At 65.9% G+C, this 16,305-nt stretch carries 16 protein-coding genes; 8 read left to right on the forward strand and 8 right to left on the reverse strand.

The features are described from left to right. Nucleotides 1-131: 131 nt before the first annotated feature. Nucleotides 132-1,565: a replication-associated recombination protein A gene (locus AC1DOX_RS13430; RefSeq protein WP_441619811.1), complete on the reverse strand. Its 1,434-nt coding sequence runs from the start codon at nt 1,563-1,565 to the stop codon at nt 132-134. Nucleotides 1,566-1,872: 307 nt separating this feature from the next. On the opposite strand from AC1DOX_RS13430, the gene AC1DOX_RS13435 reads away from it, so the two are divergent. Both AC1DOX_RS13435 and AC1DOX_RS13440 read left to right on the forward strand, forming a co-directional pair. Further along, the gene (locus AC1DOX_RS13435; RefSeq protein ID WP_441619813.1) at nt 1,873-2,556 is read left to right on the forward strand and encodes a hypothetical protein; all 684 of its coding nucleotides are present in this window, start codon (nt 1,873-1,875) and stop codon (nt 2,554-2,556) included. 146 nt (nt 2,557-2,702) lie between these two features. Beyond that, nucleotides 2,703-2,870, forward strand: a complete 168-nt coding sequence (locus tag AC1DOX_RS13440; RefSeq protein WP_176860900.1) for a hypothetical protein — start codon at nt 2,703-2,705, stop codon at nt 2,868-2,870. 16 nt (nt 2,871-2,886) lie between these two features. Here AC1DOX_RS13440 and AC1DOX_RS13445 read toward each other — a convergent pair whose 3' ends face one another. The 3 genes from AC1DOX_RS13445 to AC1DOX_RS13455 all read right to left on the reverse strand — a co-directional run bounded on the left by AC1DOX_RS13445 (nt 2,887) and on the right by AC1DOX_RS13455 (nt 6,466). Next, complete coding sequence (locus AC1DOX_RS13445) at nt 2,887-3,339, reverse strand: hypothetical protein (protein ID WP_441619815.1); 453 nt, start codon at nt 3,337-3,339, stop codon at nt 2,887-2,889. Nucleotides 3,340-3,353: 14 nt separating this feature from the next. Next, the gene (gene lolA, locus AC1DOX_RS13450; RefSeq protein ID WP_441619864.1) at nt 3,354-3,992 is read right to left on the reverse strand and encodes an outer membrane lipoprotein chaperone LolA; all 639 of its coding nucleotides are present in this window, start codon (nt 3,990-3,992) and stop codon (nt 3,354-3,356) included. Between the two features lie 140 nt (nt 3,993-4,132). Then, complete coding sequence (locus AC1DOX_RS13455; RefSeq protein WP_441619817.1) at nt 4,133-6,466, reverse strand: DNA translocase FtsK; 2,334 nt, start codon at nt 6,464-6,466, stop codon at nt 4,133-4,135. A 177-nt stretch (nt 6,467-6,643) separates the two neighbouring features. On the opposite strand from AC1DOX_RS13455, the gene trxB reads away from it, so the two are divergent. From trxB to AC1DOX_RS13470, 3 genes are all read left to right on the forward strand, one after another. After that, nucleotides 6,644-7,597 (forward strand): thioredoxin-disulfide reductase, encoded by a 954-nt coding sequence (gene trxB, locus AC1DOX_RS13460; RefSeq protein WP_092136373.1) that lies wholly within the window; start codon nt 6,644-6,646, stop codon nt 7,595-7,597. A 72-nt stretch (nt 7,598-7,669) separates the two neighbouring features. Next, a complete protein-coding gene (locus AC1DOX_RS13465) occupies nt 7,670-8,335 on the forward strand; it encodes a Smr/MutS family protein (RefSeq protein ID WP_441619819.1) in 666 nt (221 codons plus the stop codon). Next, a complete protein-coding gene (locus AC1DOX_RS13470; RefSeq protein WP_441619821.1) occupies nt 8,335-8,982 on the forward strand; it encodes a trimeric intracellular cation channel family protein in 648 nt (215 codons plus the stop codon). The genes AC1DOX_RS13465 and AC1DOX_RS13470 overlap by 1 nt, the downstream gene beginning before the upstream one ends. 49 nt (nt 8,983-9,031) lie before the next feature. On the opposite strand, the gene glnK is transcribed toward AC1DOX_RS13470, so the two are convergent. Both glnK and AC1DOX_RS13480 read right to left on the reverse strand, forming a co-directional pair. Next, nucleotides 9,032-9,370, reverse strand: a complete 339-nt coding sequence (gene glnK, locus AC1DOX_RS13475) for a P-II family nitrogen regulator (RefSeq protein WP_061957551.1) — start codon at nt 9,368-9,370, stop codon at nt 9,032-9,034. A gap of 167 nt (nt 9,371-9,537) precedes the next feature. Next, nucleotides 9,538-11,601, reverse strand: coding sequence for an NAD(+) synthase (locus tag AC1DOX_RS13480; protein WP_441619823.1), 2,064 nt, complete (start codon nt 11,599-11,601; stop codon nt 9,538-9,540). A gap of 157 nt (nt 11,602-11,758) precedes the next feature. On the opposite strand from AC1DOX_RS13480, the gene AC1DOX_RS13485 reads away from it, so the two are divergent. Next, on the forward strand, nt 11,759-13,000 hold the full coding sequence (locus AC1DOX_RS13485) for a GNAT family N-acetyltransferase (protein WP_441619825.1): 1,242 nt from the start codon (nt 11,759-11,761) through the stop codon (nt 12,998-13,000). On the opposite strand, the gene AC1DOX_RS13490 is transcribed toward AC1DOX_RS13485, so the two are convergent. After that, entirely contained in the window at nt 13,001-13,567 is a 567-nt protein-coding gene (locus AC1DOX_RS13490; protein WP_441619827.1) for a cytochrome b, read from the reverse strand. It abuts the gene before it with no gap. Nucleotides 13,568-13,770: 203 nt separating this feature from the next. Beyond that, entirely contained in the window at nt 13,771-14,298 is a 528-nt protein-coding gene (ppa, locus tag AC1DOX_RS13495) for an inorganic diphosphatase (RefSeq protein ID WP_441619829.1), read from the reverse strand. Between the two features lie 162 nt (nt 14,299-14,460). Between ppa and AC1DOX_RS13500 the strand changes: the two genes are divergently transcribed. Continuing rightward, a complete protein-coding gene (locus AC1DOX_RS13500; protein WP_441619831.1) occupies nt 14,461-15,897 on the forward strand; it encodes an aldehyde dehydrogenase family protein in 1,437 nt (478 codons plus the stop codon). After that, the gene (locus tag AC1DOX_RS13505; protein ID WP_092136359.1) at nt 15,890-16,132 is read left to right on the forward strand and encodes a hypothetical protein; all 243 of its coding nucleotides are present in this window, start codon (nt 15,890-15,892) and stop codon (nt 16,130-16,132) included. The genes AC1DOX_RS13500 and AC1DOX_RS13505 overlap by 8 nt, the downstream gene beginning before the upstream one ends. Nucleotides 16,133-16,305 lie beyond the last annotated feature (173 nt).

The following is a 16,305-nucleotide window of genomic DNA, read 5'->3' on the forward strand; positions in this document are numbered from 1 at the left end:
GATCGGTGTGCAGTGCCGGCGACATGCCGGCGAACGCGACATTTTACTGCACCGGCCAGCCCTGCCGTGACCGAATCTGCCGGGATTTACGGTCCTGTTCTACGATTTCGGGATCGGCATCGGGTGGCCGCTTAGCGATCGCCCTCCGGGTCAGGGTCACGAGCCGCATCTTCGTCCTTCTTTTCGCCCTTCTTTTCGTCCCTCATTTGCCCCATCTCACCGCCGCCCGCCTGCCCACTCGCCCGGCCCTTCCGCGCCCGATGCCAGGCGTCGTCCAGGTCGCGCAAATGGCGCAGCTTGTCGCCAATCTTGCCCTCCAGCCCGCGCGGCGTGGGCTGGTACCAGTCCTGGCGGCGCAGGTCGTCCGGCAGGTAATGCTCGCCGGCAGCGTAGGCCTCAGGCTCGTCATGGGCATAGCGGTACGCGTGGCCGTAGCCCAGCTCCTTCATCAACTTGGTGGGCGCGTTGCGCAGGTGCACGGGGACCGTGCGCGACTTGTCCTTGGCAACGAAGGCACGCACGGCATTGTAGGCGTTGTAGCCTGCGTTCGACTTCGGCGCCACGGCCAGGTAGATCAGCGCCTGCGCAAGCGCCAGCTCGCCTTCGGGCGATCCCAGCCGCTCGTAGGTTTCGGCGGCGTCCAGCGTGATGCGGGCGGCACGAGGATCGGCCAGGCCAATGTCTTCCCACGCCATCCGCACAATGCGCCGCGCCAGATAGCGCGGGTCGGCGCCGCCATCCAGCATCCGGCAGAACCAGTACAGCGCGCCGTCGGGATCGGAGCCGCGCACCGACTTGTGCAGCGCGCTGATCTGGTCATAGAACGCATCGCCACCCTTGTCGAAACGGCGCAGGTTCTCGGACAGCGCGCTGCCCAGCAATGCGGTATCGATCTTGTCCACGCCAGCGTTTCGCGCCGCACGCACCACGATCTCGATGTTGTTCAGCAGCTTGCGCCCATCGCCGTCGGCGGAAGCGACGATCAGCTGCAAGGCCTCGTCATCCCACGTCACGCCGCCCAGTTCCTCGCTGGCGCGCAGCACGAGCTGCCCCAGTTCGCCCTCGTCCAGGCTCTTGAGCACGTAGACGGCGGCGCGCGACAGCAGTGCGCCGTTGACCTCGAACGACGGATTCTCGGTCGTCGCGCCGATAAACGTGAACAGGCCGCTTTCCACGTGCGGCAGGAAGGCATCCTGCTGGCTCTTGTTGAAGCGGTGCACCTCGTCCACGAACACCAGCGTGCGGCGGCCATGCGCGCGGTATTGCTCGGCGCGTTCCACCGCTTCGCGGATGTCCTTGACGCCAGAAAGCACCGCGGACAGCGCGATGAACTCCGCGTCGAATGCGTCCGCCATCAGCCGCGCCAGGGTGGTCTTGCCCACGCCGGGCGGGCCCCACAGGATCATCGAATGCGGTTCGCCCGATTCGAACGCCACGCGCAGCGGCCTGCCGGGGCCGAGCAGGTGCTGCTGCCCGATCACGTCATCGATAGTGCGTGGGCGCAGGCGCTCCGCCAGCGGCTGGCGGGTACGTTCAGGGGGGTCGGAAAACAGCGAGTCCGCCACGGTCGATCTACCTCGTAGTCAAAGCGCGCGCGGCGGCAGCGGCCGGCAGCGGCGCGGAACGTGACAGTGTAGACGATTGACGCTTGCCAGCCCGCCAGTCCGCGCCCACAACCATCCAGCACCCACCCCGCCGGGCGCTCCCACGTCCGGTGCCGAGCCGCCTGAAAATGTGCGGCAACGGGCTAAAGATTCCTGCCACGTTGCCGATACCTTCCAATGGCCCGCGTCTCATCCGACGCGAGACGCCACGCCGGCGTGACCGGCGGTTGTCGCAGACATTCATCGGTTACCAAGTTCGAGGATTTCTATGCTGCGTTACCGCATGCTGTTGTTCAAGATGTCCAGGCTCGCTAGCAAGAACAAGCTCAGCGGCGTGGAGGAGATCTCGCTGGCAGGGCAATTTGCCGAGCTGATCGCCGCACAGGAGGACGCCGACCGCGTGATCTCGGACCTGATCGACCATGAGAATCCGCAGGTACGCCGGATTGGGCTGAGCGCGATCCGCCGCTCGCGCCGGTTTGGCGGCGCCCTGCTGCTGCCTGCGCTGGTGCGCCGACTGGCGGACGTGGAAGGTTGGCTACGGCATGACGCCGTGTGGATCGTGCAGGAAGCGGAAATGGACGGCGCGGAACTCCGCGCGGGGCTGCGCCGCGTGGCCGGCAATGTGCAGTTGCCGCAAGATGCGGTCCGCGCCCGCGCCAACCCGGCCGACGGTCCGCTACACGCGGCAGTGCGGGCGCGCCAGGTGCTGGATGTCCTGATCCAGAAATCGGCCGCGGCCCACAATGCCGCGCTCGCGGCTGGTGGCGGCCTGCCGGGCGCCACCGACGGCAAGCCATATGCACAGGGATCCGTAGGTCATATCGGGGCCGTGCATCGCCAGTTGCAGCGCAAGATGGCCGGCCGCAAGCTCAATAGCAGCACCAAGTTGCGGTTCCGCAAGGTCGAAACACCCTACCCGCCGAACGATAACCGCCGCTTTCTGCTCTGAATCGCCGCCGGCTAAGTGCCGGAGCCAATTTCAGTCCCTTCGAAGCCCGATCTGAATTCTTTTGACTTCGGCCGTGACCGCGGCCGTCGGGCTTACCATGGCGGTCATCCGGCGCCGTTGCCGTCATCCAGGAGGGAGCCACTGCCATGGCCATCACGACCCGCATCCGCAAGAAAAAGCAATACCGGAAAGCCGTGTTGAAGCTGCGCGCGGCCATCAAGCGCGGTGACGAGGAGGCAATCCGCATCCGGCGCGAGAAGCTGCAAAAGCTGCCCGTGCCGCGGCAGCGCTACGCGCGCGAGGCGCAGGCGTAGCCCTCCCCCAGGGGCGTCAGCCCTTGGCCCGCGACGTCAGGGCCTTCATGGCGTCCGCGGGCAGCGGGCCGTGGCAGTTGCGCTCGCCACCGGCCTCGCTCACCACCAGCCAGACCTTGTCCGGCGAACCCGCCGGATGGAGCAGCCATGCCGGGCCCCGCGCCGTGTTGCTGGCCGGCAGGTCCTCCAGCGCGCCGATGTGGGGCGACTGCAGGAGTGTGGCGCATTGCTCGTGCGATACGCGCGTCGCTTTCAGGAAATCCGCATTGCCGAGCACTTCCGGCAGCGCCGTGTCGGACGCGCGCAGGAAGGCATCGACATCGAACTTGCTTGCGCCGGAATGGGCGCAGGCGGACAACAACAGCGCGGCGACCAGGGCGCCACCCGGCACACCGAACTTGCGCCGGGCCGGCGGCACGGACGATTGAACCGACGAAGAAGCGGACGACAAATCGAACGACGGGGTCATGTTGATCGCGGCTCCTATTGCTTCATCACGTCGGCGCCTTTGGGCACCGTGAAGCGGAATGCGTCCGCCGGCAGCGACGGATTCTTCTGCATGGCGGTGAACGTCAGCAGCGTGGTGTTACCAAACGCGTCGCGCAATTCCATCGCCTCCAGGTTGCCGCCCTTGAAGCCGATGCTGATCTTCTCGAACTGCGTGTCCTTCGACTTCGGCGTCAGGTCCAGCCACTCCACGCCATCGCGCGTCGCGCCATTCTTCACGTCGAAGTTCTTCGTCAGGTCGTTGCTGCCGAACAGGATGGCGGCCGGGCTGGAGCCCAGTGCGCCGTCAAGCTTGCGCTCGGTGACCTGGTTCAGGTCCTTGTCGTAGATGTAGAGCGTCTGGCCATCGGCCTGCAGCAGCTGGTCATACGGCTTGGTGTAGCGCCACGTGAACTTGCCGGGCCGCGAGAACGCGAACGTGCCGCTGGACGAGCCTGCCACCTTGGCGTCACCGCCCTGCCCCTTGAGCTGTTTCTGTGTGAATTCGCCGCGAGCGCTTTTCACGCTCGTGACAAAGCTCTGCAACTGGTCGGTGGCGGCGGCCTGGGCGGCCGGCACGATGGCGGCCAGCATGGCCAGCGCCGCACACGTCGACGCAAGAATGCGATATCCCATGGATTCAGATCCCTTCATGAGTCACTGGATGGCGGGTTAGAGCACGGCGTTGGAAGGCGAATTCCTGTGACGACGGTAACGGTATGTTACCCGTCACATTTCGCCCGTCGCCGGCCCCAATGCAAACTATTCGTCGTCGGCTATTCGTCGTCGCGTGCCGAGGCCCCGGCGGGCACCAGAATATCGCGGTTGCCATTGCCCGACATGGCGGAGACCAGACCAGCCTTCTCCATGTCTTCCAGCAGCCGTGCGGCACGGTTGTAGCCGATGCGCAGATGGCGCTGCACCAGCGAGATCGACGCCCGGCGGTTCTTGATCACCACTTCCACCGCCTGATCGTAGAGGGGATCGGCCTCGCCACCGGCACCGCCGGCAATCCCGGCGCCGCCGCCCAGGCTGTCGCCCGCACCGTCGCCGTCGACCAGCCCGCCTTCAAGGATGCCCTCGATGTAATTGGCGGCGCCCGATTCCTTGAGCTTGTCCACCACACGATGGACCTCGTCGTCGGACACAAAGGCGCCGTGCACGCGTATCGGCAGGCCGGTGCCCGGCGCCAGGTAGAGCATGTCGCCCATGCCCAGCAGCGCTTCCGCGCCCTGCTGGTCGAGGATGGTGCGCGAGTCGATCTTGCTGCTGACCTGGAACGCGATCCGCGTCGGCACGTTGGCCTTGATCAGTCCGGTGATCACATCCACCGACGGACGTTGCGTGGCCAGCACCAGATGCAGGCCGGCCGCGCGCGCCTTCTGCGCGATGCGGGCAATCAGTTCCTCGACCTTCTTGCCCACCACCATCATCAGGTCGGCCAGTTCGTCGATGACGATCACGATCGTCGGCAACTTGTCGAGCGGCTCCGGCGCGTCCGGCGTCAGGCTGAACGGATTCGGGATCTTCTCTTCCCGGGCCGCCGCTTCGTCGATCTTCTTGTTGTAGCCGGCCAGGTTGCGCACGCCAAGCTTGCTCATGAGCTTGTAGCGGCGCTCCATCTCGCCGACGGCCCAGTTCAGCGCATTGCCGGCCTGGCGCATATCCGTCACCACCGGGCACAGCAGGTGCGGGATGCCCTCGTAGACGCTCATTTCCAGCATCTTCGGGTCGATCAGGATCAGCCGCACCTGATCGGCGCGGGCCTTGTAGAGCAGCGACAGGATCATCGCGTTGATGCCCACCGACTTGCCGGAACCGGTCGTGCCCGCAACCATGCAGTGCGGCATCCTGGCCAAATCGGCCACCATCGGCTTGCCGGCGATGTCCTTGCCCAGCGCCATGGTCAGGCTGGAGGCGCTTTCGTTGTAGACCTGGGAACCGAGAATTTCAGACAGGCGGACAGTCTGACGCTTGGGATTGGGGAGCTCCAGCCCCATGTAGTTCTTGCCCGGGATGGTCTCAACCACGCGGATCGACACGAGCGACAGGCTCCGCGCCAGGTCGCGCGCGAGATTGACGACCTGGCTGCCCTTGACGCCGGTGGCCGGCTCGATTTCGTAGCGCGTGATGACCGGACCGGGATAGGCGGCCACGACCTTGACCTCGACGCCAAAGTCCTTGAGCTTCTTCTCGATCAGGCGGGATGTGAATTCCAGCGTCTCGGCGCTCACCGTTTCCTGGTGGGTGGGAGTCGGATCGAGCAGCGACAGCGGCGGCAGGGCGGAGTCCTGAATATCGGCGAACAGCGGCTGCTGTTTCTCGCGCTCCACGCGCTCGTGCTTGGGCACGGCCTGCGGACGCACGATCTGCACCGGCACCGCTTCCTCCTGGCGCACGCGCTGGACTTCCACGGTCTCGGTGCGCTCCACCTTGGCTGCGGCGCCGATGATGCGGTCCTGCTTCTTCTCGCGGCGGGCCTTGAAACCGAGGAACAGCGTCTCGACGAAGCCGCCGACGTGTTCGGCCACGGAGAGCCAGGAGAAATGGAACAGCAGCGACAGCCCGATGGCGAACATCAGCAGCAGGAGCAGCGTGGCGCCGGAGAACCCCAGCGCCAGTTGCAGCCAGCCGCCGAGCAGATCGCCCAGCACGCCGCCGGGCGCACGCGGCAGCGCCGACCGCAGCGGATACATGCGAATGGCTTCGAGACCCATGCTGGACACCAGCGTCAGCGCGAAGCCGATCCAGCTGATGGTCACGCTGTGATGGGGCTCCGCCAAGCGTTCGGGCAGCTCCGCGGTCAGCGTGCGCCACCCGCGCCAGCATCGGCGCATCAGCAGCACGCTCCACCAGTAGGCGGAGAAGCCGAAGATGAAGAACAGCACGTCCGCCACCCAGGCGCCGACGCGGCCGCCCAGGTTGTGGATATCCGCCACCTGGCTGGCGTGGGACCAGCCTGGGTCAGCCTTGCTGTAGCTGGCCAGCACGCACAGGAAGCCGAGGGTGACGGCGAGCAACAGGAACCATCGCACCTCGCCAAGCAGCTTGCCGATGCGCGATGGGAGTGCCGACGGGTCGGTCCGGGTAGTGGAGGTAGCGCGGGCCATTCGGTGGGTCTATAGATCGCTCGATGTGGACGATGGCGGCCATTTTAACCTTGGCCGGCCCTATCGCCTCCATTGGAATTTGCAACAGTAGGCAAACGCCAGCCCACTTATAATGGCGGTTTCGAGTTACACCGGCGCGACGCCTACGGCGCGCAACGCCGGCCACAGGAAAGCATCATGTCCGCAAAACACGCAAAAGTACTGATTCTCGGGTCCGGTCCCGCCGGCTACACCGCCGCCGTCTACGCAGCCCGCGCAAACCTGAACCCCGTACTGATCACCGGCCTGGCCCAGGGCGGCCAGCTGATGACCACCACCGACGTGGAAAACTGGCCTGCCGATGCTAACGGCGTGCAGGGCCCGGACTTGATGCAGCGCTTCCTGGCGCACGCCGAGCGCTTCAACACTGAAATCATTTTCGATCACATCCACACGGCCAAGCTGACCGAAAGGCCGATCCGCCTGATCGGCGATTCCGGCGAGTACACCTGCGATTCCCTGATCATCGCCACCGGCGCCTCAGCTCAGTACCTGGGCCTGCCCTCGGAAGAAACCTTCATGGGCCGCGGCGTGTCCGCCTGCGCCACCTGCGACGGCTTCTTCTACAAGAACCAGGAAGTCGCCGTCATCGGCGGCGGCAACACGGCCGTCGAGGAAGCACTGTACCTGTCGCACATCGCCAGCAAGGTGACGCTGATCCACCGCCGCGACAAGTTCCGCGCTGAGCCGATCCTGGTGGACCGCCTGCTCCAGCGCGTCAAGGAAGGCCGCATCGAACTGCGCTACGACAGCACGCTGGACGAAGTCCTGGGCGACGAATCGGGCGTGACCGGCCTGCGCATCCGCGGCACCAAGGATACGAACCAGACCGAAGAGCTGAAGCTGGCCGGCGTGTTCGTGGCGATCGGCCACAAGCCGAACACCGACCTGTTCGAAGGCCAGCTCGAGATGAAGAACGGCTACATCGTGACCAAGAGCGGCCTGGGCGGCGACGCCACCGCCACGAGCATCCCGGGCGTGTTTGCCGCCGGCGATGTGCAGGACCACGTCTACCGCCAGGCCATCACCAGCGCCGGCACGGGCTGCATGGCCGCGCTGGACGCCCAGCGCTTCGTGGAAGCCCTGCAGTAAGGTCCGACCCGCCGGGGCCCTGCGCCCCGGCGTCCCCCGATATAATCGTCGCCGAGCCCCCGGAGAAATCCCATGCCGCACGGCGCAAAAACCCCATCCAAGCGATTCGGCCTGCACGATCTGGCCAACCTGCGTGACGACCTGAAGGCCGATGCCGAACGGCGCGAGGCCGAGCGCATCGCGGCCGAAGCCGCCGCACGGCGCGCCGAGGAAGAAGCCAACGTCTTCCGCGCCAGCATCGGCCAGGTCAGCACCCTGCGCGACCGCAATCGCGTCTCGCCCCCTCAGAAGCTTCCCGCCCCCGTCGCGGTGCAGACCCAGCGCAACGACAAGGCCGTGCTGGAGGCCTCCCTGTCCGACGAGTTCGATGTCGAGAACCTGCTCGATATCGACGAAACCATGTCTTTCCGCCGCCCCGGCATCGGGCTGGACGTGATCAAGAAGCTGCGGCGCGGCGAATGGGTACCGCAGGACAAGGTGGACCTGCATGGGCTGCGCAGCGACGAAGCACGCGAGGCACTGGCCGAATTCCTGCGGCGCTCCGTGCGCAACGGCGTGCGCTGCGTGCGCGTGATCCACGGCAAGGGCATCGGCTCACCCGACAAGCTGCCCGTGCTCAAGGGCAAGGTGCGCAGCTGGCTGGTGCAGAAGGAAGAGGTCATCGCCTTCGTCCAGGCCCGCGAGTCCCTGGGCGGCGCGGGTGCCCTCATGGTGTTGCTGCGCCAGCCGCGCGCCTGATGCACCTGCACCTGCCGATCGACCTCCTGATGGGGCGTCTGCCCCTGATCCTCCACGTGATGGAGGTCACCGGCGTCCTGGCGTTTGCCATCTCCGGCGTGGTCGATGCCCGCAAGCAGCGGCTCGATGCCGTCGGCACCTTCATCGTCGCCTTCGCCACCGCATTCGGCGGCGGCACCGTGCGCGACGTGCTGCTGGACCGCCGGCCCTTCTACTGGGTCGAGCACGAATACTACGTGTTGCTGATCTTCGCGATGTCGATTGGCGCGGCCATCGTCTTCCGCGTGGTCAGCACCGTGGCATCGGACCGCGCCATGCTGGTGGCCGACGCGATCGGGCTCGGACTGTTCTCGGTGACAGGCACGTCACTGGCGCTGGTGGCACAGATGACGCCGACGGTGGCGGTCATGATGGGCATCATCTCGGCCGTGTTCGGTGGCGTGGTGCGCGACGTGCTGTGCAACGAGGTGCCGATGATCTTGCGCGACCGTTCACCCTATGCCACGTGCTCGTTCGTCGGCTGCTGGGTCTATGTCGGGCTGACCTGGCTGCGTGCGGACCAGGAACTGGCGCTGCTGGCCGGGGCTCTGGTCACGATGGCCATGCGGCTGCTGTCGGTCCAGCTCGGCTGGAAGCTCCCCAGTTAGCGGCACTTGCCGGAAAGGGCTGTCAAAGCCGCCCGGAACATCTCGGCGATCAGACGGCCGCTTCGTCCTGTTCACCGGTACGGATGCGGATCACGCGTTCGATTTCCGTCACGAAGATCTTGCCGTCACCGATCTTGCCCGTGTGGGCCGCCTTGACGATCGAATCCAGCACCGTATCCAGCTGATTCTCGGCAACCACCACCTCGATCTTGATCTTCGGCAGGAAGTCCACCACGTACTCGGCGCCGCGATACAGTTCGGTGTGCCCCTTCTGGCGGCCAAACCCCTTGACCTCGGTCACCGTCAGCCCCGTCACGCCCACATCGGCCAGCGCCTCGCGCACCTCGTCGAGCTTGAACGGTTTGATGATGGCGGTAATCTGCTTCATGGCTGGCCCCTGTATTTGTTTGTCGGAAGATGACAGATTCTAGCCCGAAACCCCACTCCGGGACTGCGGACCCGCCCACACAAGGCCGGAAACCGCCCGGATACCGGTCGGAAATTGCTCGAATCCGGCCGGAAACCAGCCGGATTCCATCGCGTTGCCGGCGCCGTTCAGTCGGGAATCCGTGCCAGATCGCGCATCCACACCGCCGATTCGCCATCGCTCGGCGCGCGCCAGTCGCCGCGCGGTGACAGCGACCCGCCCGAGCCCACTTTCGGGGCATTGGGGATGCAGGACCGCTTGAACTGGCTCGTGCGGAAGAAGCGGTCGACGAAGATACCGAGGATGCGCTTGATTTCCGGAAGCTGGTACGCGTTGCGCGCCACATGCGGGCCGTTCGGCCAGACGCCACGTTCCACGTCGCCCCAGGCGGATAGCGCCAGAAACGCGACCTTGGACGGCGAAAACCCGAAGCGCAGCGTGTAGTACAGGTTGAAATCCTGCAGCTCGTACGGGCCGATGATGTTTTCGGTCTTCTGCTCAGGCGCCTCGTCCTGCCCCTTCCCGGTCGCGCCGCCAGGCACCAGTTCCGGGCTGATGTCCGTGGCCAGCACGGCCAGCAGCACTTCCTGCCCGCCCGCCGCCACCTGCCCGGTTTCCGCCACCCATCGTACGAGGTGGCTGATCAGCGTCTTCGGCACGCTGGCGTTCACGTTGTAGTGCGACATGTGATCGCCAACGCCATAGGTGCACCAGCCGAGCGCCAGTTCGCTGAGATCGCCGGTCCCGATGACGATCGCATGGTTGTGGTTGGCCAGCCGGAACAGGTGATTGGTGCGCTCGCCCGCCTGCACGTTTTCGAAGGTCACGTCGTAGACCGGCTCGCCATGCGCATACGGATGGCCCAGGTCCTTGAGCATCGCCATGCAGCTCGGGCGGATGTCGATCTCGCGCGCCGTGCAGCCAATCAGCGTCATCAGCTGACGGGCCTGCTGCAGCGTACGGTCGCTCGTCGCAAAGCCCGGCATCGTGTAGGCCAGGATGTTCGAGCGCGGCAGTCCCAGGCGGTCCATGGTCTTGGCGCAGACCAACAGCGCGTGGGTGGAATCGAGCCCGCCGGACACGCCGATCACCACCTTGGAAATCTTGCTGGACGACAGTCGCTGCACCAGCGCCTGGACCTGGATGTTGTAAACCTCCATGCAGCGCTCGTCGCGGCGGCGCGGGTCCGACGGCACGTACGGGAAGCGTTCGACCTTGCGCTGCAGCGGCAGGTCCTTCGCCATCGGCACCTCGACGCGGAAAGCCACCACGTCGAACTGCTCCACCTCCTCGCGATGGCGGCGCACCGACTGGCCAAACGTGGTCTGGTGCATGCGTTCGCGCGACAAGCGCTCCAGGTCCACGTCGGCAAACAGCAAATGGGACGCATCGGAAAAGCGCTCCGATTCGCCCAGCAGTTCACCGTTCTCATAGATCAGCGCCTGCCCGTCCCAGGCGAGGTCGGTCGACGATTCGCCCTTGCCGGCCGAGGTGTACAGGTAGGCCGCCAGGCAACGGGCCGACTGCTGCGACACCAGTTGGTGCCGGTAGCCGGACTTGCCGATCACGATGTTCGACGCCGACAGGTTCACCAGCACCGTCGCCCCGGCCAGCGCCGCGAACGACGATGGCGGAATCGGCACCCAGACGTCCTCGCAGATTTCCACATGGAAACGGAAGAACGGGATGTTCTCGATCTCGAACAGCAGCCCCGCCCCGAACGGCACGTTCGCGCCAAGCAGCGGGATGCGGCCCGTGGGCGCGCAATCGGCGGCGCTGAACTGGCGCGCCTCGTAGAACTCCCAGTAATTCGGCAGATAGCTCTTGGGCACCACGCCCTGGACTGCCCCGTTGGCCACCACCACGGCACAGTTGAACAACTGGTGTTCCACCAGCAGCGGCATGCCGACAATCAGCGCAGCCGGAATCGAGGCCGATGCATCCACGATCTGCTGCAGCGCCGTTTCGCATTCGCGCAGCAGCGCGCGCTGATGGAACAGGTCGTCACAGGTGTAGGCCGACAGGCCCAGTTCCGGGAACGCGACCAGCGCCGCGCCGCCGTCGGCAGCCTGTCGCGCCAGCGCGAGCGTCTGCGCGGCGTTGTAGGCGGGATCGGCCACCCGGCACTCGGGCACGCCAACGGCCACGCGCGCAAAGCCGTGGGAATAGAGATTGAAGAATGGGTGTGTCATGTCGGGCCTGGATGGCGGCTTTTTGCCATTCTACGACGCGCCCGCGCCGCACGTCGTGTCATGCACCTAGGCCGCCTGCACTGCAGCAAGTCTTCCGGTAGACTCGACCGGCGCTGAAGTGTCGGAAAACATGGAATTCATGAGTGGATCGGGCGGAATGCAGTCGGAATCTTGCAAGCCGGTGAAAGACCGGGAGGCCGGGAAGTCCCCGCTGGAGAGCGATCCAGTGGCCAACTACCGGACGGAGATCGTGTCGAACCTGGCCGACATTGACGCCGCCGACTGGGACGCCCTGGTCGGCGCGCAGCCCGAAGCCACGCCGTTCCTGCGTCACGCCTTCCTGCATGCGCTGCACGCCAGCGGCAGCGCCACCGACGACACCGGCTGGTCGGCCCGTTTCCTGACCCTCTGGGTGCCCGATGGCCACGCCCCCGGCCGGGACCGGCTGGCCGCCGCAATGCCGCTCTACGCAAAATCCCACTCCTACGGGGAATACGTGTTCGACTGGGCCTGGGCCGACGCCTATCGCCAGCACGACATCCCCTACTACCCCAAGTGGTTGTCCGCCATTCCGTTCACGCCGGTGCGCGGCGCCCGGCTGCTGGCCGAAAGCGATATCGCGCGCCGCGTGCTGTTGCGCTTTGCCCTGGCACTGGCCGAGGAAAGCCAGCTCTCGTCGCTGCATGTGCTTTTCCCGTCGGATCATGAGGCGGACCTGATGCAGGAAGCCGGCATGATGATGCGGCACGGCGTGCAGTTCCACTGGACCAATCCGGGCTATGACAGCTTCGAGGCCTTCCTGGCCACGCTGTCGCAAAAGAAGCGCAAGAATATCCGTGCCGAACGCCGCCGCGTGGCCGAGGCCGGCATCACGTTCCGGCAACTGCCCGGTGCGGAGATCGACGATGAAGCGTGGAAGCTGTTCAACCGCTGCTACCGCCAGACCTACCGCGAGCATCACTCCACGCCGTACCTCAACCTCGATTTCTTCCGCAGGATTGGGGAAGCGATGCCGGAGCACCTGCTGCTGGTCGTCGCCGAGCGCGACGGCAAGGCCATTGCCAGTTCGCTGGTTTTCTACGACGCGGACCCGAAGGTCAGCACGCTCTACGGCCGCTACTGGGGCGCGCTGGAGCACCACCCCTGCCTGCATTTCGAGACGGCCTATTACCAGCCGCTGGAATTCTGCATCGCCGAAGGCCTGCGCACGTTCGAAGGCGGGGCGCAGGGCGAACACAAGATGGCACGCGGCTTCCTGCCCGTGGCCACGCGTTCGGCCCACTGGCTCGCCCATCCGTCGTTTGCCGACGCGGTCGAACGCTTCCTGGTGCGCGAGCGCCAGGGCATCGACGCCTACATGGACGAGCTCAACGAGCGCAATCCGTTCGCACGCGGCTGATCAGCGTCCGCGCCCCATCCGCCGCAGGGTATTGTCGCCAAGCATGTAGTGGTGGAACAGCGCGGCCATGGCATGCAGGCCGATGACGAGGTAGAACGCCGTCCCCAGCCATTCGTGCACGCCCTTCAACGTCGTGCCCAGCGCCTTGTCCGGCGAGACCAGCGTGGGCAGCGCGATCCCCAGCGAGCGCAGCTCGACCGCATGCCCCGTCGCATTGACCGTCAGCCACCCCAGCACCGGCTGGGCGAAGAGAAACGCATACAGCACGATGTGGGCGCCATGCGCCAGCACGTGCGACCATCGCGGGCCCGGCTCCGGCGGCGGTGCGCCGGCCACGAGACGCCACAGCAGCCTTGGCACGGTCAGCCCCAGCACGAGGATGCCAGCAACCTCATGGGTGGCCATCGCCATCGACCGGGCGTCGCTGCCTCGGGGAAACATCCCCTTCAGGTTGATCGCGACGTAGGCCAAGCCCACCAGAACGAACATCGCCCAGTGCAGATATACCAGCGGTGGCGCATAGCGGCGGATGCCGTCCGGCTCTCCGGCGGCGGGCACGATTCGCATGAAGACTCCTTGTGCGGCGCAACAGGCGCTTGGGTGGTTGCCGGGGGGATGCGCGGGCTCCGGCACTCGCTTCGCGGGTGCGTGCAAAGCCGCCCGCGCTGTCGTGGGCGATGCCCGGCCCGGGGCCGCAAGGTCGCCCGGAAGTCATAAAAAAACCCCGCACGCTGGCGGGGTTCATTCTGGCGGAAGCCGCCGGGTGCCGCTTACTTCTTGTAGTTCGCCACGCCGTCGATGATTTCCTTGTGGGCTTCTTCGATGCCGGCCCAGCCGTCCACCTTCACCCACTTGCCGGCTTCGAGTGCCTTGTAGTGCTCAAAGAAGTGCTTGATCTGGTCCAGCAGATTCTGCGGCACATCCGACAGGCCCTTCATGAAGGCGGTGGCCGGCGACAGCTTGTCCACGGGCACGGCCACCAGCTTGGCGTCCACGCCAGATTCGTCGGTCATCTTCAGCATGCCGAGCGCACGGCAGCGCACGACGGCGCCAGCCAGGATCGGGAACGGAGACAGCACCAGCACATCCACGGGGTCGCCGTCGCCCGACAGGGTCTGGGGGATGAAGCCGTAGTTGGCCGGATAGCGCATGCCAGTGCCGATGAAACGGTCGACGAACAGCAGGCCGGTTTCCTTGTCGGCCTCGTACTTCACCGGATCGCTCTGGGCCGAGATCTCGATGATGACGTTGAAATCGTTGGGAATGTCCTTGCCCGGGGAGACGAGGTTGAAGCTCATGCGAGTTCTCCGAATGCCAGTGTTGTGGGATGGGCGGCATTATAGCGGGTCAGGCCTGACCGCACGCTGACAAAGCAGGTGCCTTGCGCGGCCCGCGCACTGCGCGATAATGCGGCATTCCCGATTAAGCATTTGCTCAAAACCTGAGCCCCGGAGGCACCCATGCACGCCCAGCATTTCGTCGCCAACCGCCTGATCGCCCCCGACTCCGGCCTGCGCATCAAGGTATTCGATCCCTCCAGCGGCCAACCGTTTGCGGAGATCGCCCGCGGCAACAGCACCGACATCAGCGTGGCCGTCCACGCCGCCCGCCAGGCCGCCGAAGGCGCCTGGGGTGCGATGGCCCCCGCCGATCGCGTGCGCCTGCTGAACCGGGTGGCGCTGGTCCTGATCTCCCATGAGAACGAACTGACCGAGCTGGAAGCCCGCGATACCGGCAAGCCGCTGCGCCAGGCCCGCGCCGACGCCCGTGCCGTCGCGCGCTACTTCGAGTTCTATGCCGGCGCCGTGGACAAGCTCCACGGCCAGACCATTCCCTACCAGCCCGGCTACACGGTGCTGACCATCCGCGAGCCGCACGGCGTGACCGGCCACATCATCCCGTGGAACTATCCGCTGCAGATCTTCGGCCGCAGCGTGGGCGCGGCGCTGGCCACCGGCAACGCCTGCGTGGTCAAGCCGGCCGAGGACGCCTGCCTGTCACTGCTGCGCGTGGCCGAGCTGGCCGCCGAAGCCGGCCTGCCCGAAGGCGCGCTCAACATCGTCACGGGCTACGGCCACGAGGCCGGCGCCGCGCTGGCCCGGCATCCGGGGATCAACCATATTTCGTTCACGGGATCGCCCGAGACCGGCAAGCTCGTGGCCCAGCTTGCGGCCGAGAACCACGTCCCGGTGACGCTCGAGCTTGGTGGCAAGTCGCCGCAGCTGGTGTTTGCCGATGCCGATCTGGACGCGCTGCTGCCCGTGGTGGTCAATGGCATCGTCCAGAATGCCGGCCAGACCTGTTCAGCCGGCAGCCGCCTGCTGGTGGAGCGTCCTGTCTACGAGGCGCTGCTGGATCGCCTGTCCGGCGTGTTCGAATCGCTGCGCGTGGGGCCGTCGGAACTGGACCTCGAATGCGGCCCGCTGATCAGCCGCAGGCAACAGCAGCGCGTGTGGGATTTCGTCTCCGATGCGCAGCACGCCGGCATCGCCGTGATGGCGCAGGGCCAGATCGTCGGCGAGGCACCGGAGTCCGGCTACTACCAGGTGCCGATGCTGTTCCGCGACGTTCCGCCCACGCACCGCCTGGCCCAGGAGGAAGTCTTCGGCCCGTTGCTGGCCGCCATGCCGTTCGATACCGAGGACGAGGCCGTGCGCTTGGCCAACGGCACGGCGTACGGACTGGTGGCCGGCCTGTGGACGCGCGACGGCGCACGCCAGATGCGCCTGGCCCGCAAGCTGCGCGCCGGCCAGGTCTTCATCAACAACTACGGTGCCGGCGGCGGCGTGGAGCTGCCATTCGGCGGCACCGGCCAGTCCGGCTACGGCCGTGAAAAGGGCTTCGAGGCCCTGTACGGATTCACCACTCTGAAAACCATTGCCATTCAACATGGGTAACATCAATTTTCTGTCGATCGCGTTTGCCATCTTCTTTTTCTGGATGGCGTGGCATGTCCGGAACAAGCGCGCCACCAACCCATCCGGCATGCCCCGCCTGCAAGTCTTCAAGCGCAAATGGGGCGAGACGGTGGGCGACCGCGTCCACTGGTGCCTCTATGTCGCGCTGCCCTTCCTGCTGGCAGTGATGATGGTCGCCAATGCCCTGCGCGGCCGGGGACCCTTCTCCCACTAGGAGGCACTAGAAAAATGATTCTGGCGTCGTTGCGCGGCCTAGCCAGAACCGCTTCGCTTCATTTTTAATCAACCTCCAGGAAGCACGAACAAAAGAATCCTGGCTGCGCCGCTGAACACCTTTTCCGACTAGAACCCTCTCGAATTTTCCACCGATGCACGGCCCGCCAGCGG

It is taken from the genome of Cupriavidus sp. 01L415, from assembly GCF_056400065.1.